We start from the raw sequence: 24,752 nt of genomic DNA, 5'->3' as shown, positions 1-24,752 counted from the left end.
GATTGACGCGATGTTCTGTGCGCCGCCGACGATCCCGCGCGCGGCGCCAGCTGGCAGCGCCTGCCGGGCGGGGTGCTGGCGATCGGTCCTGGAACCCTTCTCCGGTCCGGCTGCAGGTCCGGACGCGGCTACGGATTCCCCGTCGATGGCGGGCGCTGGCCGTCAGGCGGCCCGCGCGTCGATGCGCGGGCCGGGACGGGGTTGCGTCAGTTGGCGGCGGCGATGAAGCCGGCTTCCTGCATCAGACCCTTATGGGTGGCCTCGGCCTTGGTCAGCCAGTCCTTGAACTCGGCGCCAGCCATGAAGGTCTGGTTGAAGGCACCGTCCTTCATCAGCTGCTTCCATTCCGGGGTCTCGCGGACCTTCTTGAACAGGTCGACGAAGTAGGCGACCTGCTCGTCGGTCACGCCCGGGGGCATGAAGATGCCGCGGAGCATCAGGTATTCGACGTCGACGCCGGCCGACTTGCAGGTCGGCACCGAGGACCAGGACAGATCGCCGAGGATCTTGTCGGTATAGGGCAGGGTCTTCTCGTCGAACACGCAGAGCGGACGCAGCTTGTCGCCGCGCCACTGCGACACCGCCTCGATCGGGTTGTTCACCGACGAATTGATGTGGCCGCCGACCAGCTGCACGGCCACTTCGCCGCCGCCCTTATAGGGGATGTAGGTCATCTTCTTGCCGACCGCCTTCTCGAAGGCGACGGTGATGATCTGGTCTTCCTGCTTGGAGCCGGTGCCGCCCATCTTGAAGGTGCCGTCCGGCGCCGCCTTGATCGCCGCGGTGTATTCCTGCGCGGTCTTGTAGGGCTCGGAGGCATTCACCCACAGCACGAACTCGTCCAGCGCCAGCATCGCTACCGGGGTCATATCCTTCCAGTTGAAGGGGATGCCGGTCGCCAGCGGGGTGGTGAACAGGTTGGACAGGGTGATGACGATCTTGTGCGGGTTGCCCTTGTTGTTCTTGACGTCGAGGAAGCCTTCGCCGCCAGCGCCGCCGGACTTGTTGATGACGATCAGCTGGGTGGACATCAGCTCGTGCTTGGCGATGATGCCCTGCAGCGTCCGCGCCATCTGGTCGGCGCCGCCGCCAGTACCGGCCGGCACGATGAATTCGACGGGCTTGGTCGGCTTCCACTCCGCCGCCGCCGGCAGTATCGACATCGCAGCCAGGCCGAGCGCGGTGAGCGTCCCGAGGCCGAGAGCATGGAAGTTCTTCATTTGGCGTTCCTTCCCACGGGGTTTTGTCTCTTGCCGTTTGGTTTTTGCGGCATTCTTGTTTGACAATTTTTACTTGGAACCGCGCCGTTTCAGGGGCGTCGACGACCTTGGCGGGAGGTCGAAACCGATGAGGCGAGGCACAGGGACAGCCGGTTGCTTTTGTTGTGTCTCTGGATCGGCTTGTCTGGAATAAGTTGTACCAAGATGGCTGTAATGCCAAGAGATAATTCTAAAGTTGCATGGTGCGACGCAAGGTAAGAGGGCATTCCATATTTGATATTACGGCATCTGGTATGCCATCTCTGGTATACGTAATAATTTATATTGCGTCCCGGAATATCTTATTAATTAACCCATTGCGCGGGCACGTCTTTCATTCGCTCGTCCCAGGCGCGCCAAGGAGTATCTTCGTACTCTCGTAAAGTTCAGCGGCGGCGGTGCCGGCGCAGGCCCCGGAGAGGCAATATCCATCGCGTTCGATGTCGGCCCTGCTTCTGCCGGATTGTCAGCGCATTTCCGCCTTCCGTTTTGCGTTGCAGCATCTTTTTTCCGCTGTCTCCCGCGCCTTTGGTGCGTCGGCAATTGTCACCGCCTTGCGTTCGGTGCGTGGCAGGGTGGCGCCACGGGGCGATGGCGTCGCCGCGCGGAATCGTTTTTGCTACGAGTGGTGCACGGATCCGGCTGCGTGGCGCGGCACCCGGGCGAAGGTTGAAGGAGAGTCCATTTCATGACCAGTCGCGTTATTCCCGTGGCGCCTTTCGTCATCGCGGTGTTCGGCGCCACCGGCGACCTGTCGCGCCGCAAGCTGCTGCCCGCCCTGTTCCATCGCGATATTGACGGCCAGCTGCCGGACGATGCGGCGATCGTCGGTGTGTCGCGCCGGCCGTTCACCGATGAGGCGTTCCGCAGCTTCGCCCGGCAGGCGCTCGATGATCACATTCCCGCCGCCGAGCTGGTGCCGGAATATGTCGAGCGCTTCCTCGGCCGGCTGTCCTACATCGCCGCCGATGCCGGACGCGAGGAGGGCTGGAGCGATCTCGCCGACCGGATGAAGGCGGCGGGCGAGCGCATCAAGGTCTATTATCTCGCCACCGCGCCGGAGCTGTTCGGCCCGATCTGCGAGAAGCTCGGCAAATACGGCCTCGCCGACGAGGCGCGGGTGGTGATCGAGAAGCCCATCGGCAAGAACCTCGCCTCGGCGCTGAAGCTGAACGAGGAGATCGGCCGCATCTTCCCGGAAGACCGCGTCTACCGTATCGACCACTATCTCGGTAAGGAGACGGTGCAGAACCTGATGGCGCTGCGTTTCGCCAACGCGCTGTTCGAGCCGCTGTGGAACAGCGCCCATATCGACCATGTGCAGATCACCGTCGCCGAAGCGCTCGGCGTCGAGGAGCGCGCCGGCTATTACGACACCGCCGGCGCCATGCGCGACATGGTGCAGAATCACATGCTCCAGCTGCTCTGCCTGGTCGCTATGGAGCCGCCCTCCTCGCTCGACGCCGATGCGGTGCGCGACGAGAAGCTGAAGGTGCTGCGGGCGCTGAAGCCGATCGACGAGCAGAATTTCGGCCAGCTCACCGTGCGCGGCCAGTACCGCGCCGGCGCTTCGGCCGGCGGTGCGGTGCCGGGCTATCTCGAGGAGCTCGGCTCCTCGCGCAGCCAGACCGAGACCTTCGTGGCGCTGAAGGCGGAGGTCGGCAACTGGCGCTGGGCCGGGGTGCCGTTCTATCTGCGCACCGGCAAGCGCCTCGCCTCGCGGGTCTCGGAGATCGTCGTCGAGTTCAAGCCGGTGCCGCATTCGGTGTTCGACGCCAATGTCGGGCCGATCTCGCCCAACCGGCTGGTGATCCGCCTGCAGCCGGACGAGGGCGTGAAGCTGTGGCTGATGATCAAGGATCCCGGCCCGGGCGGCATCCGCCTCACCCATGTGCCGCTCGACATGAGCTTCGCCAAGGCCTTCAAGGTCCGCAACCCGGACGCCTATGAGCGGCTTATCCTCGACGTGGTGCGTGGCAACCAGACGCTGTTCATGCGCCGCGACGAGGTTCAGGCGGCGTGGGAATGGGTCGATCCGATCCTGAATGCCTGGCGCAATGCCAAGGAGCCGCCGCGGCCCTATACCGCCGGCACCTGGGGCCCGTCCGCCGCCATCGCGCTGATCGAGCGCGACGGGCGCACCTGGCTGGAGGATGGCGCGTGAGGCCGGTGCTTTCCATGCACGTCTTTGCCGATGGCGCGGCGCTGGCGGCGGCGCTGGCCGATTTCGTCGCGTCGAAGCTCGCCGCCCGCGTCGCCCGCGACGGTGGGGCCAGCCTCGCCGTCTCCGGCGGGCGCACGCCGACGCGCTTCTTCGAGGCGCTGTCGGCGCGCGACCTTCCCTGGTCGAAGATCGGCATCACCCTCGTCGACGAGCGCTGGGTGCGGGAGACCTCCGACCGTTCCAATGCCCGGCTGGTGCGCGAGCATCTGCTGAAGGGGCCGGCGGCGGCGGCGCGCTTCGTGGCGCTGGCCAATGACGCCCCGACCCCCGAGGACGGGCTGTTCGCCATCAACGAGGCGCTGGAGGATCTCTACTGGCCGCTGGCCTGCGCGGTGCTCGGCATGGGCGAGGACGGGCACACCGCCTCGTTCTTCCCCGGCGGCGACCGCCTCGCCGAGGTGCTGGACCCGGAAGCCACGCTGGGCCTGATGCCGATGCGCGCGCCCGGCGCCGGCGAGCCGCGCATCACGCTCACCTTGCCGGTGCTGCTGGCGGCGGACGCCCTGGCGCTCCATATCGAGGGCGAGGGCAAGCGCCCGGTGCTGCAGGCGGCGCTGGCCGACGGCCCCGTCGAGGAGATGCCGGTGCGGGCGGTGCTGCGTGCGCCGCGTCCGCCCGATATCTTCTGGTGCCCGTGACCACCGCTGTCGAACCCACTGATCCCGAGGAGATCCGCATGGCCGAATCGCCCCAGACGTCCAGCGTGAAGGCCCGCCTCGGCGAGATCACCGAACGCATCGTCCGCCGCTCGCACGACACCCGTTCGCGCTATCTCGACCGCATCGCCGCGGCCGCCGAAAAGGCGCCGAGCCGCGCCAAGCTCGGCTGTGCCAACCAGGCGCACGGCTTCGCCGCCTGCGGGCCCGGCGACAAGGCGATGCTGCGTGAGGGGTCCGGTGCCAATCTCGGCATCGTCACCGCCTATAACGACATGCTCTCGGCCCATCAGCCCTATGAGCACTACCCGGCCCTCATCCGCGCCGCGGCGCGGGCGGCCGGCGGCGTCGCCCAGGTCGCCGGCGGCGTGCCGGCGATGTGCGACGGCGTCACCCAGGGCGAGGCGGGCATGGAGCTGTCGCTGTTCTCGCGCGACGTCATCGCGCTGTCCACCGCCGTCGCGCTGTCGCACCAGACCTTCGATGCCGCGGTGTATCTCGGCATTTGCGACAAGATCGTGCCGGGCCTGGTCATCGGCGCACTCTCGTTCGGCCATCTGCCGGCGGTGTTCGTTCCCGCCGGGCCGATGACCTCCGGCCTGTCCAATGACGACAAGTCGAAGATCCGCCAGCTCTTCGCCGAGGGCAAGGTCGGCCGCGACGCGCTGCTCGAAGCCGAGAGCCAAGCCTATCACGGGCCGGGCACCTGCACCTTCTACGGCACCGCCAACACCAACCAGATGATGATGGAGATCATGGGCCTGCATCTGCCCGGCGCCTCCTTCGTCAACCCCAACACGCCGCTGCGCGACGCGCTCACCACCGCCGCCGCCGAGCGGGCGATGGAGGTCACCGCGCTGGGTAATGATTACCGCCCGGTCGGGCGGATGCTGGACGAGCGGGTGTTCGTCAACGGCATTGTCGGCCTGCATGCCACCGGCGGCTCCACCAACCACACCATGCATGTGGTGGCGATGGCGGCGGCGGCGGGCATCAAGCTCAGCTGGGACGATTTCTCCGATCTCGCCGACATCACCCCGCTGCTCTGCCGCGTCTATCCGAACGGCAAGGCGGATGTGAACCATTTCCACGCCGCCGGCGGCATGGCCTTCATCATCCGCGAGCTGATCGGCGACGGGCTGCTGCACCGCGACGTCGAGACGGTGTGGGGCGCCGGCCTCGACGCCTATACCCGCGAGCCGAGGCTGTCGTCCGAGGGCGAGCTCGCCTGGCAGGACGGCCCGGCGACCAGCGGCGACGAGAACGTGGTGCGCCCGGCCTCGCGGCCGTTTCATGCGACCGGCGGGCTCAAGCTGCTCTCCGGTGACATCGGCCGCGCCGTCATCAAGACCTCGGCCATCGCCAGCGAGCGCCATGTCATCGAGGCGCCGGCCAAGGTGTTCCACTCGCAGGAGGAGCTGCAGCGCGCCTTCAAGGCCGGCACGCTCACCGGCGATTTCGTCGCGGTGGTACGCTATCAGGGGCCGAAGGCCAACGGCATGCCGGAGCTGCACAAGCTGATGCCGCCGCTGGGGGTGTTGCAGGACCGCGGCCAGAAGGTCGCCCTCGTCACCGATGGCCGGCTGTCCGGCGCCTCCGGCAAGGTGCCGGCCGCCATCCATGTCACGCCGGAAGCCGCTGATGGCGGTGCCATCGCGCTGATCCGCGAGGGCGATATCGTGCGGGTGGATGCCGTCGCCGGCACGCTGACCGTCAAGGTCGATCCGGCGGAATGGGCGGCGCGCACGCCGGCGACCGCCGATCTGGAGGCGAGCCACTGGGGCGTCGGCCGCGAGCTGTTCGGCTCGTTCCGGGCGGCGGTGGGCACCGCCGATACCGGCGCCACCATCTTCGCGGTGGCGTAGGGCCGCCTCCCACTGTTCCCCGGACCAGCGCCGCGCAGCGCCGTTCCGGGGGCTGGGAGAGTTCGGCGAAGCCTCTGAATCTTGACCTTGTCTCCCTCTCCCCAATGGGAAGAGATGGCCCGCGAAGCGGGTCGGAGAGGGGCGACGCGATCGGGAAGTGTCGAAGATCCCTCACCCCAGCCCTGACCCCCGCCCTCTCCGTCGATATCGGGTGCATCCGATGTCGACCATGCCCCGCATGGAACCCGGCAACAGCCGCGTTCGGTGCGGGGAGAGGGAGCAATCTCGCGCCTGCGATCTTCCTGCGGGGCAGCCCGTTCAGTAAAGCGGCCCGACCTTGCCGAGCGGGATGAAGCCCAGCGCCACCCGCCCGTCGCGGAACACGAAGGGAAAGCCGCTGGCCTTGGTGCCGTCGATGCTGGTCGGCTGGCCGGCGGCCATCAGCAGCGGCAGCAGCGTGTTGGCCTGCTCCGGCAGCAGCCCGGAGCCGCCCAGCGCGCCCAGCAGTCCCTGCGGATTGGCGACCGCGACGGTCAGCGTGCCGTTCGGGCGCCGCTGGGCGTCGAGGCTGATGTCGCCGGTGGCGTTCATCATCCCGCCGCCGGCGGCGAGCTTGCCCACGGCGATGTTCACCGTGCCGCCGGCCTGCTGCCACAGCCGCAGCCGCTCGGCCACCGGCATCGCCTGGAACGGCGGCACCTGCGTGATGGTGGCCTGCAACTCGCCATCCGCCGTCGCCTGGCTGCCGCCATTCAGCGCGCCGCTGCCGGCTGCCTTCACCCCCATGGCGATGTCGAGCGTGTTGCCATCGGCGCCGGGATGGTGGCGGGCATGCAGTTCGGCATGGCGGGCGAAGAACAGTGGCTTGCCGCCCTCGCTCAGCACATAGTCGTTGGCCGAGGTCGAGACGCGGTCGACCACCCCGCCCGAGCCGACGGCGCTCACCTGCAGCAGCGACCAATTGGCCTCGATGCTGCGTCCGCTGGCCGGCTCCTTCAGCACCGAGGGCCCCTGGAACTCGGCGATGATGTGCTGCGGGTTCCAGACCTGCGCAACGGCGTGGGCGCGTCCCGCCGACCATTGCCACGGATCGGCGCCGGTGAAGGTGACGCTGGGCTGGGCGCAGATCAGCTCGAAGCGGAAGGGGAAGCCGGTCAGCCGCCGGTCGGCGCAGCTCCATTGCCGCCCCGCCGCCGCCTCGTTGGCGATCCAGCTGTCGATCTCCTTTTCGGCGCGGCCGGCGGCATAGAACCAGGCGGCGGTCCAGCCGAGGCCGGCGAGCACGAACAGCGCCAGCGGCAGCACCACCCAGAACGAGGAGCGGCGGCCGGAGGCGGGAGGGGCTCCGGTGGAGGCGGCGGCACGGTCGGGATCGGTCATCGGGTCATCTCCAAGGCGGTCCTTCCATTGGCCCGCCAATGCGACGCGGATGCGGCGGTGGGCGCGGGCGCCCGGCCGGGCGCCCGGCCGGTCGCGCGCCCGCAACGGCATATCGCGTTCCGTCCGCCGCGTTAAGGGTGCGGCCGGGAAGACGGTCGCCGCCCGTCGCGCCGCCGCCGCTCCCTGAACGGGGTTTCAGCCCAGCGCGTCCGGCAGGCGTCCGGGGTGACGTTGCCCGATGCACTGGGATCGGAAGCGCACCGGCACGGCGGTCCCGCACATATCGACCACCTCCTGGGGGGGAGAGGTTGTGCGCTGTAGCTCTCCCGGAACTGCGGGATGCCACCGATCGGGATTTTTCGGGGGAGCGATACTGCCGCCACATCCTCCACAAGGTGGTGAGAGCAGCCGGGAGTGCTGCCGCCTTGTGGAGGACATGGCGATCGCGCACGCAGGCACGCGGCCGCCGGGGCGACGCGCGACAGCAAGCGTCAACATGTACCGCTCCGCTGCCGGTGGAACACCGGGCGGGCCCGGCAGCGGCATCCCCAGCCCAGCTCGGCGGCAGGACTGAGGCCGGTCGTATCCGTAGCAGATCCCGGCGGCATTGCCGGCTGCCCGCCCGTTTGTGGATGCCAGTGAGGAAGCAACCGGGACAAGACCCGCCGCTGCCTGGCGCCGGTCTCGTCGATAATCCGCCGGAACAAGCCTGCTGGTGGACTCAAGCGCACCACGGCCAAACATCGGTCGAGCACTGGTTTCGTCGTCTGTGGAACCGGCGGCGCCTTGTTCGCGGCACCCCCTCGGCAGCTGCCTTGGCCGGCCTGTTTGGCGGAAATCCGACCGCCGCCGCCCTCGCTTGTCGCGCGAGCCCCTTCCTCCGCGCTGCCGCCAATGCCAGCATCGGCGAATCGGCGGCGCCTGCGCGGCGCGCCCGGCGCCTGGATCGGTTCATGACCTCTTCTCTCCCTGCCACCCACGATGCGGCGACCGATCTCTGGGTGTTCGGCTATGGCTCGCTGATGTGGAATCCCGGCTTCGCGCATGAGGAGAGCGTGCCGGCCCGGCTGATCGGCGCGCATCGCTCGCTTTGCGTGCTGTCGGTGCACTGGCGCGGCACGGCGGAGAGGCCCGGCCTGGTGCTGGGGCTGGATCGCGGCGGCAGCTGCGTCGGCCTCGCCTTCCGCGTCGCCGCCGCGCGGGCGGAGGCGACGATCGCCTATCTGCGCGAACGCGAGCAGGTGACCAACATCTATCGCGAGGCCACCCGCCGGGTGTGGCTGCGCGATGGCAGCGGGCGCAGCGTACCGGCGCTGGCGTTTCTGGTGGATCGCGGCCATGCGCAATATGCCGGGGCGATGGGGCCGGAGCAGCGGCTGCATCTGGTGCGGCAGGGCCACGGCATTGGCGGGCCGAATGTCGACTATGTCCGCGCCACCGCCCGGCACCTCGCCGATCTCAATATTGTCGATGCCGAGCTGGAATGGATCGCCGCCCGGCTGTAGAGGCGGTTCGCTCGCTGCACAGGCGCATCGAATACACCGCATCGAACGGGGCCGGGTCGAGCCGGCCGGGGCGTGGCATCGAAGCGCCCGCCGCCGCCAGTGGCGATCGATGCCGGCCTCCAGCCCTTGGCCGCCTCACATCGCGCCACGGCATCCGGCTCACCCGGCGCCAGAAGCGAAGTCTCCCGCGTCACCGCCAGGCCGTCACCTGTGCCGGCGAAGTCGCGGGGGAGGGGCTCACTCCGGCGCCAGCGGGCCGCTTTCGGTCTCGGGCACGATGCGCAGGTGAATCTCCTGCGCGCCGGCCGCCAGCGCGGCGACGCGGGCCTTGGTGCCGGCCGGGCCGCTCCACAGCGCCACGCAGCGGCCGCCGACGCGGCGCACGGCGAGCGCGATGGCATCGGGATAATCCGGTGCGTCCGCCAGGCTGTAGACGGAGAAGACCTGCCGCCGCCCGTCCGGGCCGCGCCAGAGCCGAAAGCGTCGGGCGAGCACGCTGTCGGCGACGGTGAGCGGACCGTCGTCGCGCAGCGAATCGCCGCTAAGGGTAGGAAGCGTGATCATCATGAGAACAAAGTTAGAACATCTGCGGTTAAGGTCAATGCGGTTCCTCATGAGAATCCGCATGAATGCTGAAGGTTCCCGTCACGCGTGCGTGAATCGGCGCCGGCAACGTGCATGGAGTCGGCGAGGGAGGGGGAAACCGTCCGGGCGGCCAAGTTGGTGCCGGCCCCTTGCAACCGCGGACGGTTCGGACCATACGCTTGCGCAGGGCGCACAGTGCCCGCGCCGGCTGCCTCCCGGTAGCTCAGCAGGATAGAGCACAGGTTTCCTAAACCTGGGGTCAGGGGTTCGATTCCCTTCCGGGAGGCCACCGCCGTCGCCACGCGCATTGGCATTGCGGCTTCGCCGTCATCTCCGGCTATCGATGCGCGACCTGCCTGGCGGAACCGCGTTCCACATACATCCCATCCATCGGCGCCTGCGCCACCGATCACGCGCGGTTGCGCAACCCCTGGCTCAGCCGCGCAGCGCCGCGGCGGGAGACTGGCGATAGGCGAGCAAAGCGGGGATCGTGGCCAGCACCGCCGTCGCGCCGGCCAGCAGCAGCAGCGGCGTCAGGTCGTCGGCGGTGAACAGCACCGGCAGGGCGACGCCGCTCTGCGCCTGCAACCGCGCGGCGATCGCCAGCGCCGCGCCGTAGCCGAGGCCGACCCCGGCGAGCAGGCCGAGGCCGAGCAGCGCGAAGCCCTCCATCCACACCACCGCGAACACCGCCAGCCGCGGCGCACCGAAGGCGCGCAGCGCGCCGATCTGGCGCCGGCGCTGGCCGACATGCAGCAGGATCACCAGCAGGATCGCCGCCGCCACCAGCGCCTGCGCGCCCATGGCGACGGCGGAGAGCACGCGGCGGGCGTCACCCAGCGTCGCATAGAGCCGGGTCAGCACCTCGGCGGGGAACAGCGCCAGGGTGGTGTCGGTGCGCCATTCCTGCCGCAGCTTGTAGGCGTCGGCGATGCTGCGCGGCTTCACCACGATCGCCGGCACGCCGGGAGCGCCGGCGGCGGTCACCCGCGCGGCATCGACGCCGGCATGCGGGTCGGCCGCCGGCCCGGCCCCGGCAACGGCCGCCTCCGTATGCGTCTCCTCGACATGCGCATCGCCCGCATGCGGGTCATCTGCGTGCTCCTCCCCCGCATGCTCTTCCCCGGCATGCGCCTCCATGCCGTGGGTGCGCCACACCGCCTCGATCGGCACCAGCACCGCCCGGTCCCAGGGCGTGCCGGTCGGGGCGAGCCGGCCCACCACCTCATAGGTGGTCTCGCCATGCATGTGGCCGCCGCTGGAGGCCTGGCCGTGCAGCGGGTGGAAACGGTCGCCGGTCCGCAGTTGTACGGCGGCGCCGACCACCGCCTGGTCGAGCCGGGTGAAGCCCTGGCCGCCGCGCAGGCCGCCAAGGCCGTCGATCAGCGCCTGCGTGGTGCCGACGATCGGATAGTCCTCGACGAAATCGCCGAAGCCGACCGGCGCCGCCCAGGCGACGCGCGGATCGGCGGCGAGCGAGGAAAGCACTTTCCCCGGCACCAGGCCGAGTGGCGCCGGCTGCAGGAACACCGCCGAGAGCATCAGCTGCGTCTCGCTGCCGGCGGCACCCACCACCACCGGGAACGCCGCCGCCGCCCTTGCGCTGCCGAGCCGCAGCGCCCGCTCCTGCAAGGTCACCGCGACGCCGAGCGCGGCGGCGAAGGCGACGATCAGCACGATGGCCAGCGCGCCGAGCGCGTTGCGCCTCAGATCGGCGGCGACGAGACGGAACATCGCTCAGCCCTCCGCCGGCCGGACACGGCCGGCTTCCAGCCTGACTACGCGGTCGAGCCGTTCCAGCAGGCGCGGGTCGTGGCTGGCGACGATCAGCGTCGCCCCGGCTTCCGCCGCCAGCTCGATCAGCAGCGCCGCCACCACCGCCCCGGCCTCGGCGTCGAGGCTGGCGGTCGGCTCGTCGGCGACGAGGATGCCCGGCCGGGCGATCAGCGCCCGCGCCACCGCCACCCGCTGCTTCTGGCCGCGCGACAGCGTCTCCACCTTCTGGCCGCGCCGCTCGATGCCGACGCGGGCGAGCAGCCGGTCGGCCTCCTCGCCGGCGCCGGCGGGTAGCGCGAAGCGCGCCAGCCGCAGCGGCAGCAGCACGTTGTCGCGGGCGGAGAGCCCGTCGAACAGGTGAAAATCCTGCATCACAAGTCCGACATTGGCGGCGCGCCAGCGGTCGCGCCTGCCCTCGGACAGGCGGGCGACGTCGGTGCCGTCCCACAGGATGCGGCCGGTGCCGGCGCGTTCCAGCCCGGTGATCAGGTTGAGCAGCGTGGTCTTGCCGGAGCCGGAAGGGCCGGTCAGCCCGATGCGGGCGCCGGCGGCAATGCCGAGCCGGGGGATGGCGAGGGCAGGGGTTTCAAGGCCGGGAAACCGGACCTCCAGCTCTTCCACGGTGAGTGCCGGCACGTCACGCCTGCCCGAAACGGGCGCCGACAATGCGCAGCAGGCTGACGAAGCCGGTCTCGGGATCGGTCCAGGAGCCGACCTCCAGCGTGCCGGTCACCTCGATCAGCGCATTGGCCTGCTCGAAGGTCTGGGCGCGGTCGAGCCGCACCACGATGATGTTGTCCGGCCAGTCGGCGTCGGAAGAGCAGAACGGGCACAGCGCCATCGGGATCTCGGTGAGCACGAAGAAATCGGCCTCGGCCTGCAGCGGCGGCGCCATGAAGCCGCGCATTGCCACCTTCCTGCCGGCGAGGCTCTTGGTCTTCTCGGAGAAGGTCAGCCCGAACACGCCCTGGCTACCGTACAGCTCCTCGAAGCTGAGGCGGTCCGCCGCCTGCGCCGGGCGGATGGCGAGCAGGCCGAGAGCGGCGGAGGCGAGCAGCAGCCGGCGCCGCGACGGCGAGGCCGGCAGGCGAAGAGCTGGCTGGGGATGGGCCGGCAAGAGGTGGGCCGGCAAGAGGTGGCCCGGGCGGCGGATGGGCATGGTTGCGCTCCTTCGGCTGCACCGCTTCGGCCGGTCGCCGCGCCGATGCCGCGGAGCGGGGTCCCCGGAGAGGGGCGCCGCCCGAAGGCTGGTTAGCGGCGGCATGTGTCAGTTGGATGAAGGCGCCCGCCCGCCGGTCCGCCGACTGGCTTTCGCAGGCAGCGGTCGGATCCGCGCGGCGAGCCGGCGGCAATCCGCTCCGGCCCGGCCGCTAGCGCACCAGCTCGCCGCGGAACGCCCAGCGGGTCATGCGGCGTTCCATCAGCGCGCAGGCGGCATAAACAGCCACGCCCATGATGGCGATGGCGAACAGCCCGGCGAAGGTGGTGGCGCTGTCGTTGCGCGCCGAGGCCGACAGCATCAGGAAGCCGATGCCGCGATTGCCGCCCACGGTTTCCGACAGCACCGAGCCGACAAAGGCCAGCGTCGCCGCCACCTTCAGGCTGGCGAACAGATAGGGCATGGCGCGGGGGATGCCGACCTTGGTCAGGATCTCGTAATTGCTGGCGCCGAGCGAGCGCATCAGGTCGCGCATCTCCGGCTCGATGGTGGCGAGCCCGGTGGCGACGTTCACCACGATGGGGAAGAAGGAGATGACGAAGGCGGTGATGATCGCCGGCAGCGCGCCGATGCCGAGCCAGATCATCAGGATCGGCACGATCGCCACCTTGGGAATGGCGTTGAAGGCGATCAGCAGCGGGTAGAGCCCGGAATAGACGAAGGGCGAGGCGCCGATGGCGAGGCCGAGTAGCAGCCCGAAGCCGATGGCGAGCACGAAGCCGATCATCGTCGTCCACAGCGTCTCCAGGCAGAACCGCAGCAGCAGGTCCCAGCGCTGCACGATCACCTCGAACACGCGGGAGGGACGCGGCGCCACGATCTCCGGCACCTCGAGCAGCACGCAGGCGAGCTCCCAGGCGGCGAGCAGCACCGCCAGCGTCAGCCAGGGCATGGCGAGGCGGGCAAGGCGTTCCTGACGGGCGGTCATCGAAGCAACTCCAGGAAAAGTGCGAAGCGGTTTTGCGTCCGGAGTTGCGCCGGAAAGAACGGGGCGCGCATGTCCGCGGTCCCTGGGAGAGCACGCATGCGCTACCCATGCTCCATCTGGATGCGCTCGCGCAGCTCGTGCACGATGTCGACGAACTCGGCCTGGAAGGTGGTCTCCAGCGTGCGCGGGCGCGGCAGCTCCACCTTGCGGATCTTCACCATCCGCCCCGGCCGCCGGCTCATCACATAGACGGTGTCGGCGAGATAGACCGCCTCGCGCAGGTCATGCGTCACCAGCACGGTGGTGAAGCGCCGCTCCAGCCACAGCGCCTGCATGATCCCCCACAGCTCCTCGCGGGTGAAGGCGTCGAGCGCGCCGAACGGCTCGTCGAGCATGAGGATTTCCGGCTCGTGGATCAGCGCCCGGCAGACATTGGAGCGCTGCTGCATGCCGCCGGAGAGCTGCCAGGGATATTTGTCGCCGAATTCGCCCAGCCCCACCGAGGCGAGCAGCCTCTCGGCCTTGTCGAAATAGGCGGCGCGTTCCGCCCGCAGCCGCCTTTTATGCGGCTCGACCACTTCCAGCGGCAGCATGACGTTGTCGCGCGTCGTCCGCCAGGGCAGCAGCGTGGCGTTCTGGAACGCCATGCCCACGCCCTTGATCGGCCGGGTGACGCGCTCGCCGCGCACCCGCACCTCGCCGGAGCTCGGCGGGATGAGGCCGGTCACCAGCTTCATCAGCGTGGACTTGCCGCAGCCGGAGGGGCCGACCACCGCGACGAACTCGCCCTTGGCGATCGTCATGGTGGCGTCGGCCAGCGCCAGCGTGCGCTCGCGCCCCTCGCCATAGGCAAGGCTGACCTGGTTCAGCTCGACGAGGGGAGGAGAGGCGGAAGCGATCATGCCGGCACGCAACTCACGAGGAAAGGGTCGAGGTCCGCCACGAAGAGCCGGGGCGGCGCCTCACGGTGCCACCATCCGCTGTTCCTTCGGCGGCAGATAAGCATTGGTGAACACCTTGTCCGGCGCCGGCGCGGTCGGCAGGCCGAAGGCGTCGGCCACCGCCGTCACCGAGCGGGCGAAGCGCGCCGGGTCGACATCGCCCATGCCGTTGGCCTTCACATAGGGGGTGAGCACGTTCATGGCGAGCGACATGTTGAGCCGCTCCAGCTCCAGTCTGTCGTCGATCAGCGGGTCGCGCGCCTTGGCGGCGGCGATGCCGATGGCGGGGTCGGCGGCGACCTCCTTCCAGGCCTTGGCGGTGGCGCGCAGGAAGCCCTTCACCACCTCCGGCTTATCGGCGAAGGCGGGGGAGACGATGATGCCGTTGCCGTATACGTCCATGCCGGCGTCGCTATAGGTGAAGGCGACGATGTCCTCCTGCTTCACCCCGCGCGCCTTGAGGTCGAGCACCGAGGAGAAATAGTGCCCGGAGATGAAGTCGACCGTGCCCTGCACCAGCGATTGCTCGCGCAGCTGCGGGGTGAGGTTGACGTGCTCGACGCTCTTGGGGTCGAGGCCGACCTTCTTGGCGAAGGCGGGGAACAGCCGGAACGAGGCGTCGAACACCGGCGCGCCGAGCTTCTTGCCGGCGAGATCGGCCGGCTTGGTGATGCCGGTCTTCTTCAGCGTGTAGACGCCGAAGGGCGGGAAGTCATAGGCCATGAACACGCACAGCACTTCCTTGCCGGGGTTCTTGGCGTTGTATTCGATCAGCGAGTTCACGTCGGCGAAGCCGATGTCGTAGGCGCCCGACGCCACACGCTGCACCGCGCCGGCCGAGCCCTGGCCGGGGTCCATGGTCACGTCCAGCCCCTCGGCCTTGTAGTAGCCCTTGTCGAGCGCGACGAGGAAGGGCGAGGTCGGGCCCTGGAACACCCAGTCGAGGGTGAATTTCACCGGAGTCTGCGCCTGCGCGCCGCCGGCGGCTCCCAGCGCCATCGTCGTCGCGAGGCCGAGTGCCCCGGCGCGCCATCCGGCGACACGAATCGATGAGGCCGCCGGCTGCGGCTGGTGCTCCGGCGCAGGCCGGGTCGCGAACCGGGTCGGAAGACGGCGGATCAGGCGGGGCATGGCGCGCGAAATGGCACGAGACACGACGCGATACATGGTGGGCACCTCCGGTCGGGCGATGGGCGGAACGCAGTCCTTGCCGGCGGCCGCATCCGGCGGCAAGGGAGGCCAATCGGCATGCAAATCCGCCGCCAAGCCTGTGGTGATACCGTTTTTCTTATGACGCAAGGGCAGGTGTGCCGGTGCGTCGCCGGCCGGCTGCCCAAAGCTTGAGCGATCCGGCTGGGCCGGCCGACCTGAGTCGCGACCATTTCCAGATTGCTGGTGGTTTGGTACTACTTTCCTCGATTGGGTGCCCGCTGGCGGAAAGCGGGTCGCTCATGGCGTCGCGGCATCGCCCGAAGACGCCGGTGGGGGCGGTGCATGGACATCAAGATATTTCGCTACGCCTATCGCGTGGATGCCGATGGTTATGTCATCGGCGGCAGCGAGCCCGGACAGGCCGACAATCCCCTGGTCGATGTGCTTATCGGCACGGTCGATGATCCGGTCCTGGATCCCCTCAATCCGGTCTTCGCCTATTCCGCTCCGGATTATGGATCGGGCAACGCCTATTTCTACTGGGCGAGCGGCGACGGGCTCGTCGCCGGCCTCGGGGGCGGCGTCGGTTTGTGGTTCACCGACACCCCGCAGATTGCCGGCGCCTATGCGGAACGCGACGGCGACAGCTTCGTGGTCTGCTTCCTCACCGGCACCCGGATCGCGACGCCGACAGGCGAGGTGGCGATCGAGACGCTGAAGGCCGGCGACCTGGTCCTCACCAGCGAGGGCGCGGCGAGGCCGGTACGCTGGCTGGCGCGCCAGACCGTCAGCCGTCTGTTCGCCGATCCGCTGCGGGTGCTGCCGATTCGCATCGTCGCCGGTGCGCTGGGCGAGAACCTGCCGCGGCGCGATCTGTTCGTCTCGGCCGATCATGCGCTGCTGGTCGATGGGGTGCTGGTTCAGGCGGGAGCACTGGTGAACGGCACCAGCATCGCGCGGCATGACGTTCTGCCGATCAACTTCGTCTATTACCATGTGGAGCTCGACGACCACGCGCTGTGCTCGCCGAGGGCATCCCTTCCGAGACCTTCGTCGACAATGTCAGCCGGCGCCGGTTCGACAATTGGCAGGACGCGCCGGAAGCGCCGATTGCGGAGCTCGACCTGCCGCGGGTGAAGTCGGCCCGCCAGCTACCCCGGTCTGTCCGGCATCGTCTGGCCGCGCGGGCCGAGGCGCTCGGCCTCGCCGTCGCGGTGCGCGAGGGGCACGAGGCCGCTTGAGCCCGCCGCGAGCATCGGGCGTGCGGCCTCGCGCGCGCGTTCCTTATATACTGCGTGGTATATGGCATAAGGTGTAACATGGCCGGGTTCTCGGCAGAGCGGCATGTTCATCCGGCGTCTGCCGTGCATAAATCGGCGCGGCCGGCGTGGAGACTCCCTGTCGCCGCCGCTTGTTTTCTTGCCGATCCGTTCAAACGAGAGCGCAGATGAGCCACCACCAGAAATTCTACATCGACGGCGCCTGGGTCGATCCGGTCGAGCCGCGCCTGCTCGACGTCATCGATCCCGCGACCGAGGAGGCCTATACCCAGATCGCCATCGGTTCGGCGGGCGATGTGGACAAGGCGGTGGCCGCGGCGAAGGCCGCTTTCGCGAGCTTCTCGCTGGTGCCGAAGGAAGAGCGCCTGGCGCTGCTCAAGCGCATCCTCGCCGCCTATAATGAGCGTTTCGAAGACATCGCCCGCGCCGTCAGCCAGGAAATGGGCGCGCCGCTCTCCTTCGCCCGCGACGCGCAGGCCTGGGCCGGCCGCGCGCATATCGAAGCCACCATCAAGGCTTTCGAGACCTACGAATTCTCTGAGCACCGCGGCAGCACCATGGTGATCAAGGAGCCGATCGGCGTCTGCGCGCTGATCACGCCGTGGAACTGGCCGCTCAACCAGATCGCCTGCAAGGTGGCGCCCGCCATTGCCGCCGGCTGTACGGTTGTACTGAAGCCCTCCGAGATCGCCCCGATCAGCGGCATCGTCTTCGCCGAGGTGATGGAGGCTGCCGGCACCCCCAAGGGCGTGTTCAACCTCGTCAACGGCACCGGGCCGGATGTCGGGCAGATCATGGCCGGCCATCCGGGCGTCGACATGGTGTCCTTCACCGGCTCGACCCGCGCCGGCATCATCGTCGCCAAGACCGCGGCGGACACCGTGAAGCGGGTGGCGCAGGAACTCGGCGGCAAGTCGGCCAACATCATCCTGCCGGATGCCGACTTCAAGGAGGCGGTGGCGCAGGGCGTGCGCGCCTGCTTCGGCAATACCGGCCAGTCCTGCGATGCGCCGACCCGCATGCTGGTGCCGGCCGAGCGCCATGACGAGGCGCTGTCGATCGCGAAGGAGGCCGCCGAGGCGCTGGTGACCGGCGCCCCCGCCGCCGAGGGCACCGATCTCGGCCCGGTGGTCAGCCAGATCCAGTACGACAAGATCCAGCGCCTGATCGAGGCCGGCATTGCCGACGGCGCCACCCTGGTCACCGGCGGCCCCGGCCGGCCGGAGGGGCTGAACCGTGGCTACTACATCCGCCCCACGGTGTTCGGCCACGTCACCAACGACATGACCGTCGCCCGCGAGGAGATCTTCGGCCCGGTGCTGTCGGTGCTCTCCTATGACAGCGAGGACCAGGCGGTGGAGATCGCCAACGACACCGTCTACGGCCTCGCCGCCTACATCCAGTCGCAGGAGATCGAGCACGCCCGCGCGGTGGCCCTGCGCATGCGCGCCGGCTCGGTATATCTGAACTACCCGGAATGGGACACGATGGCGCCGTTCGGCGGCTACAAGCAGTCCGGCAACGGCCGCGAATATGCCGACTGGGCGATCCACGATTTCCTGGAGATCAAGGGCGTGGTCGGCTGGGGCTGACGCCGCCATAGCCGCTCGTCGGCCGTCGCGCTCTTGGTGCGGCGGCCGGGCCTGCCGCTATCGGTCTATCGGTCTATCGGCCTCGGATCGGCCGCACCGTACACCTCACCGGCCTCAGCTGGCGAGGCGCGGTGCCGGCTCCAGCCGCCCGCCGGCGCGCGGGTTCAACCGCCGTTCCGTCAGCATGTGCAGCGCCTCGACGAAGCGCCGGCACCCGGCCTGGTTGGGCTGGATCAATTCCGCCGCATCGTGCCGCCCGAGTTGCCGCAACCAGCCGATCAGCGTCGCATAGCGGGCGGTCTTGTAGGTGCCGACATCCAGCAGCGCCGCGGCAATCGCCGAATCGAGCACATGCGGATCGTCGATCTCGCCATTGATCTCCTCGGCGCCTATGAACAGCCCGTCGATAGCCGGGCATTCCGCCGCCTTCGGCATCCGGTCGAGCAGGCGGAACACAGCCTCCAGCCGGCCGATGCATGCGGCGTTCGCCACAAGTACCGAATTCAGCTCGCTTTTCAGCTGGATGTCGGATGCCTTGGCGATCAGCATCGGCATCATGCGAGCGCAACGCCGCTCGGCATAAAGCGCTTCGCCGAGCCCCTGCACCAGCAGATCGCCGAGCGACTTGATATCCCGGGACAACAGGCCCATGGCATGCATCTCCCTGACGGGCGTTGAAGGCAGCCCGTTGCGATTGGTGATTTGTAACCAAAACGTCGTGGAAGGCCCGGCGGTTCCACGACCTTCGACTTTCACCACCGTCTCGCGCAACGAAGGCCGCTCAGGCGCCGGGGAACAGTGTCTTGTAACGCGCGCGCAACTCGGCCTTCTGCACCTTGCCCATGGTATTGCGCGGCAACTCTTCCACGGTCGCGATATGCTTGGGCAGCTTGAAGCGCGCCAGCCGGCCGGCCAGCCACTCGCCAAGAGCCAGATCGTCGAGCGTCGCCGCGGCTCGCGCCACCACCACAGCCACCACCGCCTCGCCGAAATCGGCGTGCGGCACGCCGATGACCGCCGATTCCACCACGCCGGGGAACTGGTCGATCTCCATCTCGATTTCCTTCGGGTAGATGTTCAATCCACCGGAGATGATGAGGTCCTTGCCCCGCCCGACGATGGTAACTCGATCGTCGGGGGCCATGCTGGCGAGATCGCCGGTAGTGAAGAAGCCGTCGGGCCGGATCTCGGCCGCGGTCTTCTCCGGCATGCGCCAATAGCCTAGGAAACGGTTGGGGCCGTTGGTTTCCAGCATGCCGACCTCGCCGCGGGGCAGCTCCGCACCGTCCTCGCCGACGATGCGCACCGACACATCTGGCAGCGGATAGCCGACCGAACCGGGCAGTCGCGTGCCGACATAGGGGTTGGAGGTGATCATGCCGCACTCGGTCATGCCGTAGCGCTCGAGGATGGCGTGGCCGGTGGCGGCCTGGAACTGGCGATGGGTTTCGGCGAGCAGCGGCGCCGAGCCGGCGATGAACAGCCGCATGCCGGCGCAGAGCTCGCGGGTGAAGCCGGGATGGGCGAGCAGGCGGCTGTAGAAGGTCGGCACGCCCATCATCACCGTTGCGCGGGGGAGGTGGGCCATGACCGTGTCGGCGTCGAACTTCGGTAGCCAGATAATCTCCGAGCCGTTCAGCAGCGCGGTGTTCAGTGCCACGAACAGGCCGTGTACATGGAAGATCGGCAGGGCGTGCAGCAGCACGTCGCCGGGCTGGAAGGCCCAGATATCCAGCAATGCTTTGGCATTGGAAGACAGGTTGCGATGCGTGATCATCGCGCCTTTGGAGCGGCCGGTGGTACCGGAGGTATAGAGCAGCGCCGCGAGATCGTCGGGTTCGCAAATGGCGGTCGGCGCCGCGCCCGGCAGCGTGGCCGCGAGGTAGGCGAGCGAGCCTTCGCCGGCGGCATCCAGCGTCTCGACGTGGCGTACCCCGCGGGCGGCGGCGATCGGGCGCAGCGTCTCGACCCGGCGCGGATCGGCGACCAGCAGCGCCGGCTCGGCGTCACCGAGGAAATAGTCGAGTTCGGCAGCGGTGTAGGCGGTATTGAGCGGCTGGTACGCCGCGCCGATCTTCAGCGTCGCCAGATAGAGCGCGACGTTGCCGAGCGATTTTTCCACCTGCACGGTGACGCGCTCCCCGCGTCCGACGCCAAGCTGGGTCAAGGCATTGGCATAGCGGCCGACCAGGGTGAGCAGCCCGGCATAGCTGAGCGTCGAGCCATCCAGCGAGAAGGCGACCGCGTCGCCGGCCCGCCGGGCACTCGCCTCAATTGCCGCATAGAGATTGGCATTGCTGCTCACGGCCTTGTCCTTTCTTGCTTTTGCTGGCGGAAAAACAGGTTTTTGCGATTGGGGGGCTGCCTATCATATCTCGCCGGGAGCAGCGAGAAGCGGGCCGGGGGCCGCTCATTCCGAAAGGCTGTCGAGCTAAAATAACGAAAATTAAATGTGATTAAAAATATTCCATTGATAGCCTGTGTAAGATATAGAGCTAAAACATGAAAGAAGCGGTTTATTCTCGGAACGAAGAATTTCTTTCTCGTCTCGCGCAGCTGGCGCTGCGGGCGGGCCGGGTCGTTCTCGACGTCTATGCGACGGAATTCGCCGTTTCCAATAAGGCGGACAATTCGCCGGTGACCGAGGCGGACGAGCGGGCGGAGACGGTGATACTGGCGGGCCTGCGGGACATAGCTCCAGAGATACCCGTTATCGCCGAGGAGGAGTGTGCTGCCGGGCGCATGCCGGAGATCGGCGAGCGCTTCTTCCTGGTCGATCCGCTCGATGGGACCCGCGAGTTTCTCGCCCGCAATGGCGAATTCACCGTCAATATTGCGCTGATCGAGAATGGCATTCCGACCGTCGGCGTCGTCCACGCCCCCGCGCTCGGCCTGCTCTATGCCGGTCGGCCGGGCCATGCCTTCAAGGCGAAGGTGCAGGATGGCGCCCTGGTCGGCGAGGCCGCTATTGCGGTTCGCTCCGCCGCATCTTGCCTGCAGGTGGTGGGCAGCCGGTCGCACGGTTCGCCGGAAACGGCGGAATGGCTGAAGCGTTTTTCCGGGCATTCCTTCGTCTCGGCGGGGTCGTCGCTGAAGTTCTGCCTGCTTGCCGAAGGGGTGGCGGATCTCTACCCGCGCCACGGCCGCACCATGGAATGGGACACTGCGGCAGGCGACGCGGTGCTGCGGGCGGCCGGCGGGGCAGTGGTGACGCTTGACGGCACGCCGCTGCGCTACGGCAAGCGCCATCAGGCGAACGATTCAGATTTCGCCAATCCGTATTTCGTCGCTTTCGGCGATCCGGCGCTCGCGGCGGGCGTCGCTCGGTTGCCGGATGCGACCGCATCATGAATGAGGCGCTGCCCGACCGGCTCTCCCATAGAGCTTTGGGCGCGTATGTTGAAAGGACTGTGCCGTGTCGTCAGATCGCATGACCCATTTGCGGCGGCTTGAGGCCGAGTCGATCCATATCATCCGCGAAGTGGCGGCCGAGTTCAAAAAGCCGGTGATGCTCTATTCCATCGGCAAGGATTCGGCGGTGATGCTGCATCTGGCGGTGAAGGCGTTCTATCCCTCCCGGCCGCCCTTTCCGCTGATGCACATCGACACGACGTGGAAGTTCCGCGAGATGATCGCCTTCCGTGACCGGATGGCGAGGGAACTGGGCTTCGATCTCATCGTCCATACCAATCAAGCCGGCATCGCGCAGGGCATAAATCCCTTCGATCACGGCTCCTCGCTCTACACCGATGTGATGAAGACCGAGGCGCTGAAGGAAGCGCTGACCCATTACGGCTTCGACGCGGCTTTCGGCGGTGCCCGGCGCGACGAGGAGAAGAGCCGCGCCAAGGAGCGCATCTTCTCCTTCCGCACCGAAACCCATGCCTGGGACCCGAAGAGCCAGCGTCCCGAGCTATGGAACCTCTACAATACCAAGGTACGGCCGGGTGAATCGATCCGCGTCTTCCCGCTGTCCAACTGGACGGAACTCGACATCTGGCAATACATCCTTGCCGAACGCATCCCGATCGTGCCGCTGTATTTCGCCGCCCGCCGGCCGGTGGTGTGGCGCGACGGGCAGATGATCATGGTCGATGATACGCGCATGCCGCTGAAGCCGGGCGAGACTCCCGAGCAGCGGATGGTGCGGTTCCGCACGCTCGGCTGCTACCCGCTAACCGCCGCTATCGATAGCGAGGCGACATCGCTCGAGGACATCGTGCGCGAGATGCTGATCGCCCGCACCTCGGAGCGGGCGGGACGACTCATCGATCACGACGATGCGGCCTCGATGGAAAAGAAGAAGCGTGAAGGGTATTTCTGAGATGAGCATGCCCGCCGAAGCGACCGTCGTCGCCGATTATCTCTCCGCCCAAGAGAATAAGAGCCTGCTGCGCTTCCTCACTTGCGGCAGCGTCGATGATGGCAAGTCGACGCTGATCGGACGCCTGCTCTACGACACCAAGCTGCTGTTCGAGGACCAGCTTGCTGCATTGTCGAACGACTCGCGCAAGCATGGCACCGCCGGCGACGATCTCGATTTTGCATTGTTGGTGGATGGTCTTGCCGCCGAGCGCGAGCAGGGCATCACCATCGACGTGGCCTATCGCTTTTTCGCCACCGACAAGCGCAAGTTCATCGTCGCCGATACGCCCGGCCACGAGCAATATACCCGCAACATGGCGACGGGTGCTTCGAACTCCGATCTCGCGGTGATCCTGGTCGATGCCCGGCAGGGCATCCTCACCCAGACGCGTCGGCATTCCTTCATCGTCTCGCTGCTGGGTATCCGCCATGTCGTGCTGGCGGTGAACAAGATCGACCTGGTCGACTTTTCGCAGAAGGTCTTCGACGACATCGTCGCGGCCTATCGCGAATTTTCAGCCGGATTTGGCTTTGAAAGCCTGATCGCGGTGCCGCTCTCGGCCCGCTACGGCGACAATATGCTGGAGAGAAGCCCGCGCACGCCCTGGTATGACGGCCCGACGCTGGTCGAGCATCTGGAGAGCGTGCCGGTGGCCGACGATGCGCTGGTGCGGCCGTTCCGCATGCCGGTGCAATGGGTGAATCGGCCCAATCTCGATTTCCGCGGCTTTTCCGGCACGGTGGCGAGCGGCTCGGTGCGGCCGGGCGACGCCATCGTGGTGGCAGGCTCGGGGCGTACCAGCAAGGTGAAGGCGATCGTCACCAAGGACGGGGTGCAGCCGCGGGCGGAAGCCGGCGAAGCGGTGACCCTGACGCTGGAGGACGAGGTCGACATCTCCCGCGGTGATATCATCGCCGCCGCTGCCGCGCGGCCTGAAGTGTCCGACCAGTTCGCGGCGCATCTCATCTGGATGCATGACGACGCGCTGCTGCCGGGCCGGCCCTATCTTATCAAGATCGGCACCCGCACGGTGAGCGCCAGCGTCACCGAGATCAAGCACAAGGTCGATGTGAACAGCTTCCAGAAGCTGGCCGCCAAGCAGTTGGCGCTCAACGAGGTCGGGGTGGTCAATCTCGCCACCCAGCAGCCGATCGCCTTCGATCCATTCGCCGACGTGCCGCAGACCGGCGCCTTCATCATCATCGACCGGATGAGCAATCTCACCGTCGGCGCCGGGATGATCGATTTCGGCCTCAGGCGGGCGACCAACGTGCATTGGCAGGCGCTGGAGGTCGACAAGGCTTCTCGTGCGGCGATGAAGCTGCAAAAGCCGGTGGTGCTGTGGTTCACCGGCCTGTCGGGCTCCGGTAAGTCGATGGTGGCCAACCTCGTCGAAAAGAAACTCAACGCGCTCGGCCGGCACACTTACCTGCTCGACGGCGACAACGTCCGCCATGGGTTGAACAAGGATCTCGGCTTCACCGCGGCCGACCGGGTGGAGAACATCCGCCGGGTGGGCGAGACCGCGAAGCTGTTCGTCGATGCCGGCCTCATCGTGCTGACCTCGTTCATCTCGCCGTTCCGCGCGGAGCGACAGATGGCACGTGAGATTCTCGAACCGGACGAGTTCGTGGAGATTTTCGTCGATACGCCGCTCGACGTGGCGGAACGGCGCGACCCAAAGGGACTCTATGCCCGCGCCCGGCGTGGCGAGATCAAGAACTTCACCGGCATCGACAGCCCTTACGAGGTACCGGCGAGCCCGGAGATCCACCTGGCGGCCGGAGAGCGCGCTCCCGAGGTGCTGGCAGACGAGATCGTCGCCTATCTACAGCGCCTAGGCTATCTGGCGTGAAATTTTGAGCCGTCCAGAAGCCTTGCGTCACAAGGCATTCGGACGGCTCTCGTGACGGTTCGGCGACGCATCGATGTCGATTTTTCGAAGGTCTCGCCAAATCGTTGTTGACACCCAGAACGCCCCCCCCTATAACCCCGTTCATCGACGGGGCGCGCCGCTGACGCGG

At 67.8% G+C, this 24,752-nt stretch carries 20 protein-coding genes and 1 tRNA gene; 10 read left to right on the top strand and 11 right to left on the bottom strand.

The genetic code is table 11. The annotated features are described in order from the left end of the window. Nucleotides 1–206: 206 nt before the first annotated feature. A complete protein-coding gene (locus tag KHC24_RS14090) occupies nucleotides 207–1,220 on the bottom strand; it encodes a Bug family tripartite tricarboxylate transporter substrate binding protein (protein WP_213363943.1) in 1,014 nt (337 codons plus the stop codon). Between the two features lie 727 nt (nucleotides 1,221–1,947). On the opposite strand from KHC24_RS14090, the gene zwf reads away from it, so the two are divergent. The 3 genes from zwf to edd are packed head-to-tail and all read left to right on the top strand — an operon-like array spanning nucleotide 1,948 to nucleotide 6,004. Next, on the top strand, nucleotides 1,948–3,423 hold the full coding sequence (zwf, locus tag KHC24_RS14085) for a glucose-6-phosphate dehydrogenase (protein ID WP_213363942.1): 1,476 nt from the start codon (nucleotides 1,948–1,950) through the stop codon (nucleotides 3,421–3,423). Between the two features lie 14 nt (nucleotides 3,424–3,437). Beyond that, a complete protein-coding gene (gene pgl / locus KHC24_RS14080) occupies nucleotides 3,438–4,121 on the top strand; it encodes a 6-phosphogluconolactonase (RefSeq protein ID WP_213363959.1) in 684 nt (227 codons plus the stop codon). Between the two features lie 38 nt (nucleotides 4,122–4,159). After that, complete coding sequence (gene edd, locus KHC24_RS14075) at nucleotides 4,160–6,004, top strand: phosphogluconate dehydratase (RefSeq protein ID WP_213363941.1); 1,845 nt, start codon at nucleotides 4,160–4,162, stop codon at nucleotides 6,002–6,004. 318 nt (nucleotides 6,005–6,322) lie between these two features. Here the strand turns inward: edd and KHC24_RS14070 are convergent, their stop codons facing one another. After that, nucleotides 6,323–7,384: a DUF2125 domain-containing protein gene (locus KHC24_RS14070; protein WP_213363940.1), complete on the bottom strand. Its 1,062-nt coding sequence runs from the start codon at nucleotides 7,382–7,384 to the stop codon at nucleotides 6,323–6,325. 953 nt (nucleotides 7,385–8,337) lie between these two features. On the opposite strand from KHC24_RS14070, the gene KHC24_RS14065 reads away from it, so the two are divergent. Then, nucleotides 8,338–8,889, top strand: a complete 552-nt coding sequence (locus KHC24_RS14065) for a gamma-glutamylcyclotransferase (RefSeq protein ID WP_213363939.1) — start codon at nucleotides 8,338–8,340, stop codon at nucleotides 8,887–8,889. Nucleotides 8,890–9,126: 237 nt separating this feature from the next. Here KHC24_RS14065 and KHC24_RS14060 read toward each other — a convergent pair whose 3' ends face one another. Beyond that, complete coding sequence (locus KHC24_RS14060; protein WP_246546953.1) at nucleotides 9,127–9,456, bottom strand: hypothetical protein; 330 nt, start codon at nucleotides 9,454–9,456, stop codon at nucleotides 9,127–9,129. Nucleotides 9,457–9,686: 230 nt separating this feature from the next. On the opposite strand from KHC24_RS14060, the gene KHC24_RS14055 reads away from it, so the two are divergent. Further along, nucleotides 9,687–9,763: transfer RNA gene (locus KHC24_RS14055), tRNA-Arg, on the top strand. A gap of 146 nt (nucleotides 9,764–9,909) precedes the next feature. Here the strand turns inward: KHC24_RS14055 and KHC24_RS14050 are convergent. From KHC24_RS14050 to KHC24_RS14025, 6 genes are all read right to left on the bottom strand, one after another. After that, nucleotides 9,910–11,208, bottom strand: coding sequence for an FtsX-like permease family protein (locus KHC24_RS14050; RefSeq protein ID WP_213363938.1), 1,299 nt, complete (start codon nucleotides 11,206–11,208; stop codon nucleotides 9,910–9,912). Nucleotides 11,209–11,211: 3 nt separating this feature from the next. Then, nucleotides 11,212–11,886, bottom strand: a complete 675-nt coding sequence (locus KHC24_RS14045) for an ABC transporter ATP-binding protein (RefSeq protein ID WP_213363937.1) — start codon at nucleotides 11,884–11,886, stop codon at nucleotides 11,212–11,214. A gap of 1 nt (nucleotide 11,887) precedes the next feature. Beyond that, entirely contained in the window at nucleotides 11,888–12,409 is a 522-nt protein-coding gene (locus KHC24_RS14040; RefSeq protein ID WP_246546950.1) for a hypothetical protein, read from the bottom strand. A gap of 211 nt (nucleotides 12,410–12,620) precedes the next feature. Then, nucleotides 12,621–13,397: an ABC transporter permease gene (locus KHC24_RS14035; protein ID WP_213363936.1), complete on the bottom strand. Its 777-nt coding sequence runs from the start codon at nucleotides 13,395–13,397 to the stop codon at nucleotides 12,621–12,623. Between the two features lie 101 nt (nucleotides 13,398–13,498). Next, nucleotides 13,499–14,299: an ABC transporter ATP-binding protein gene (locus tag KHC24_RS14030; protein ID WP_213363935.1), complete on the bottom strand. Its 801-nt coding sequence runs from the start codon at nucleotides 14,297–14,299 to the stop codon at nucleotides 13,499–13,501. A gap of 60 nt (nucleotides 14,300–14,359) precedes the next feature. Continuing rightward, nucleotides 14,360–15,337, bottom strand: a complete 978-nt coding sequence (locus KHC24_RS14025; protein ID WP_213363934.1) for an ABC transporter substrate-binding protein — start codon at nucleotides 15,335–15,337, stop codon at nucleotides 14,360–14,362. A gap of 495 nt (nucleotides 15,338–15,832) precedes the next feature. On the opposite strand from KHC24_RS14025, the gene KHC24_RS14020 reads away from it, so the two are divergent. Both KHC24_RS14020 and KHC24_RS14015 read left to right on the top strand, forming a co-directional pair. Then, nucleotides 15,833–16,627 carry a Hint domain-containing protein gene (locus KHC24_RS14020; RefSeq protein ID WP_246546948.1) on the top strand — a complete coding sequence of 265 codons (795 nt, stop codon included), beginning with the start codon at nucleotides 15,833–15,835 and terminating at the stop codon, nucleotides 16,625–16,627. A 310-nt stretch (nucleotides 16,628–16,937) separates the two neighbouring features. Beyond that, a complete protein-coding gene (locus KHC24_RS14015; RefSeq protein WP_213363933.1) occupies nucleotides 16,938–18,362 on the top strand; it encodes an aldehyde dehydrogenase family protein in 1,425 nt (474 codons plus the stop codon). A 114-nt stretch (nucleotides 18,363–18,476) separates the two neighbouring features. Here the strand turns inward: KHC24_RS14015 and KHC24_RS14010 are convergent, their stop codons facing one another. Together KHC24_RS14010 and KHC24_RS14005 are read right to left on the bottom strand one after the other, a co-directional pair. Next, nucleotides 18,477–19,133: a YciE/YciF ferroxidase family protein gene (locus tag KHC24_RS14010; protein WP_246546946.1), complete on the bottom strand. Its 657-nt coding sequence runs from the start codon at nucleotides 19,131–19,133 to the stop codon at nucleotides 18,477–18,479. Nucleotides 19,134–19,143: 10 nt separating this feature from the next. Further along, nucleotides 19,144–20,667 carry a malonate--CoA ligase gene (locus KHC24_RS14005; protein WP_213363932.1) on the bottom strand — a complete coding sequence of 508 codons (1,524 nt, stop codon included), beginning with the start codon at nucleotides 20,665–20,667 and terminating at the stop codon, nucleotides 19,144–19,146. Nucleotides 20,668–20,864: 197 nt separating this feature from the next. On the opposite strand from KHC24_RS14005, the gene cysQ reads away from it, so the two are divergent. From cysQ to cysN, 3 genes are all read left to right on the top strand, one after another. Then, complete coding sequence (gene cysQ, locus KHC24_RS14000) at nucleotides 20,865–21,713, top strand: 3'(2'),5'-bisphosphate nucleotidase CysQ (RefSeq protein ID WP_213363931.1); 849 nt, start codon at nucleotides 20,865–20,867, stop codon at nucleotides 21,711–21,713. A gap of 79 nt (nucleotides 21,714–21,792) precedes the next feature. Then, nucleotides 21,793–22,686, top strand: a complete 894-nt coding sequence (cysD, locus tag KHC24_RS13995) for a sulfate adenylyltransferase subunit CysD (protein ID WP_213363955.1) — start codon at nucleotides 21,793–21,795, stop codon at nucleotides 22,684–22,686. A gap of 7 nt (nucleotides 22,687–22,693) precedes the next feature. After that, nucleotides 22,694–24,583: a sulfate adenylyltransferase subunit CysN gene (cysN, locus tag KHC24_RS13990; protein ID WP_271180669.1), complete on the top strand. Its 1,890-nt coding sequence runs from the start codon at nucleotides 22,694–22,696 to the stop codon at nucleotides 24,581–24,583. The last annotated feature ends 169 nt before the right edge of the window (nucleotides 24,584–24,752 follow it).

Source organism: Ancylobacter defluvii (assembly GCF_018390605.1).
Taxonomy (GTDB): domain Bacteria; phylum Pseudomonadota; class Alphaproteobacteria; order Rhizobiales; family Xanthobacteraceae; genus Ancylobacter; species Ancylobacter defluvii.
Note: the sequence above shows the minus strand (reverse complement) of the source record. Positions and strands in the feature narration are given on the sequence as shown.